The organism is uncultured Gemmiger sp., assembly GCA_944388105.1.
Classification (GTDB): domain Bacteria; phylum Bacillota; class Clostridia; order Oscillospirales; family Ruminococcaceae; genus Gemmiger.
Genome location: CALXHN010000159.1, coordinates 1 through 2,791, shown reverse-complemented (window position 1 = coordinate 2,791; position 2,791 = coordinate 1). Strand labels below are relative to the sequence as shown.

Annotated in this window: 2 protein-coding genes and 1 pseudogene; all 3 read right to left on the bottom strand. The window is 61.7% G+C overall.

Annotation, left to right across the window (positions count from 1 at the left end):
- A pseudogene (locus tag Q0K17_RS11075) lies at nucleotides 1-951 on the bottom strand (hypothetical protein); the annotation flags it as partial.
- Between the two features lie 12 nt (nucleotides 952-963).
- A complete protein-coding gene (locus Q0K17_RS11070) occupies nucleotides 964-2,193 on the bottom strand; it encodes a hypothetical protein (RefSeq protein ID WP_294542966.1) in 1,230 nt (409 codons plus the stop codon).
- Nucleotides 2,194-2,381: 188 nt separating this feature from the next.
- Nucleotides 2,382-2,642, bottom strand: coding sequence for an HNH endonuclease signature motif containing protein (locus Q0K17_RS11065; protein WP_294542965.1), 261 nt, complete (start codon nucleotides 2,640-2,642; stop codon nucleotides 2,382-2,384).
- Between the last annotated feature and the right edge of the window lie 149 nt (nucleotides 2,643-2,791).

The following is a 2,791-nucleotide window of genomic DNA, read 5'->3' as shown; positions in this document are numbered from 1 at the left end:
GGCGATCACGCCCGTTTCCGGGTTGATGGCCAGTGTTGCATGGCGTCCCACCACGGTAATGGAGGGCCGCCCCTCCTTGTCATACTTGGCCGTATTTACTTGCAGCGGGTTTTCGATGGCGTCCTGGATATATTCCACAGGTACGCTTCGTTCTGTCATACGCTGCCGGACATGGTCGCTGATTCGTTGCACCGTAGTGCCCTGGACACGCAGCCCGAGCAGCCTTCTTTCTAAGATTGTAACATCTTCTTCCGGTTCTGTCCATTGCTTTGTATGAACATTCTGCCGCCGTCCGCTGCCGGGGTCATATTCCACCACGCAGCGGCATTTCCGGTGGCGGCGGTAAACATCCCGGGGCACGTCCGGATAGGTGTAGCTCCCGGCCATACGACTGCACCACTCGCAGCACTTGTACGGGGCGCGGCGCACCACCTTGGGCTGCAGCCCGGTCTTGCCCTGGAACTCCACATTGGCCCGCAGAGTGGCATCCGCCACGCTTCGGGAATAGGTCACCACCGGGTCGCCCAGGATCCAGGCCACATCCTCAAATGCCGCAGACGCATCCAGGCGGTTCAGGATACCGTTGATCTTGTCACTGTCCACCGGCACCGTCTGGGGCTGCAGGCCCAGGCCCGCCGCCTGGTTCAGCGCTCTTTGCACCTGCACCGCCGCATCGCTGACCATGGTGTGATCCTCTTCCAGCAGCGGCCGCACAACCCGGTCGGCAATGTTCCAGTACATCCGCCCGTCGGGTAGATCGGCACCGGTGATGGTGGAGAAGGCTCCGGCCAGTGCCTGTCCCACCGCCTCGGCGTAGTCCCCTGCTTCCGCGTACCCGGACTTTCCGGCCAGGATGGATTCCAGCAGCTCCGCTGCGCGGGCGTTGCCTTCCAGATTCTGCAAAAAGCGCTGCCGGAGCGTTTCCAGCAGCGCGGGGGCAATATCTTCCATGGCGGTGGCTCCTTATGCATTGTCGGCGGTGAGGCCGGTCATCTGCCGCAGGTTGGATGGACCGATGTATCCGGGCACCGCCTGGTTGATTTTGCTCACCGCGTCGCCGATGCCCGAGAGCATAGCCGCATCCGGTTCAAACACCGGGTCCCAGGTGGGCCGGGTCTGGTAGAGCTGTTCCCGCTTGTAAGGGTATTTGTCCCGCACGCAGGCGGCCAGGAACCCGGCGTTGAGAAAACCGGTGCCGAAGGTTCGCTGGGCCTTGCGGGCCGCCAGACGCAGGGGTTCGTGGCTGGCCTTGATGGCCTCGGCACTGGAAGGGTTGTCGGTCACAAAGCCCAGGTCGTCCAGTGTCAGGCCGGTCTCCCCCGCAAACAGCGCCGCAAAGGTGCGCAGCTGCTCTGTGAAGGGACTCATGCTGACCTGGGAGAACTGCCCCACCGTAGGGGCGTCCCCGTCCTCGTCCTTGGTGAACTGCAGCATGCTGGAGATGGTGGCCAGCCACTTGTCCATGGGGTCGGCGTCGGGGTCGGTGCCCAGGACGTACTTCTGGGGGAAGGAATAGAACTCAGCGGAAATCTCCGACCGCTTGAGGGTGCGCAACGCCCCCTGCATCAGGCCCATACACGCCCGACTGATCCGGCTGTGGCCAAAGGGCCGCACGGCGTCCGGGCGGTGCAGGATGGGCACCAGCAGCGGATAGGGTGCCTGGTTAGTCACCTTGTACGGTTTGCCACCTTTTGGGTAATACCAGGTTTCGCCCTGCGTAAACCAGGCCTCCAGCGTGGGGCGGTCGTGGTCATCCCGGGCCAGGACGGCATATCCTTCGGTCAGCATGTTGGTGATGGGGTCCAGGATGCCGGTGGCGTTGCCCCCGTCGATGACCTGCAGCCGGGGAAAGCCGCTCTCATCCGGCGAGATGTAGACAAAGCAGCAGGCCGCAATGAGGGCGGACAGAATGGCAGAGTCAAAGAGGATATCTGCATTGTTCAGGCGGTAGATGCCGTTCAGGTCGAAGTTGTCGTTGTCGAACTCCCGGAACACCAGCCGGTCGGCCATCTGGTCCACGGCCTTGCCGCACCATCCCAGCACCTCGCTGAAGTTCTTGAACTCCGGCGGGATGATGATGTCAAAATCCCGGGTGGCGTTCTTCATCTCGTAGTAACGGTAGCGCACCCTCACGCGCACCCGCTTATTGGCGAGCTTGCGCCGCAGGTACGCCATACCGCGGTATTGAGCCATGGGCAAAGCCTCCTTTTCGGCTGGGTTTGGGTGGGTCAGGTAAATTTGAGCGCGAGAAATATTCCCAGTGACGGCGGTGAAGTCCGAATGCCCACCGGGGAGGGGGGTGTCCCCCCCTGTCGGCGCAATAAATCGGTCCGCCGGGGCGGTTTTCTGTTTGGATGGCAGGTGGCGGACAAGAGCGCTGGTCAGCGGCCGTGATAAGCAGTCCAGTCGCAGCTTTGCGGGAGCACCCGGGCGCTGACCACCTCCGGTTCAGCATCCTGCACCCGCCGGGGGCAGAGCTTGTCCGACTTCTGCCGGTTGCAGCACCAGTGCGCCAGCTGCAGGTTGCTCAGATCGCTGGGGTGCCCGCCCTTGGCAATGGGAATGATGTGGTCAATGCAGGGCGACAGCGGGTGTGGGTATTTGTAGGAGAAGTCCACCGGCTTGCCGCAGATGCCGCACACCGTCTGAGTGGCGAAGATCTTCTTTTTGTTGCGCTCAAATGCCAGACGATGGGAGCCGTCGTGGTCAGGTCGGTGATAAGGTACAATAAGTTTCGCAAATTGAAAAGAGGATAAAAGAAGACATGGTTTGCAGAACTCTGGTAGAATGA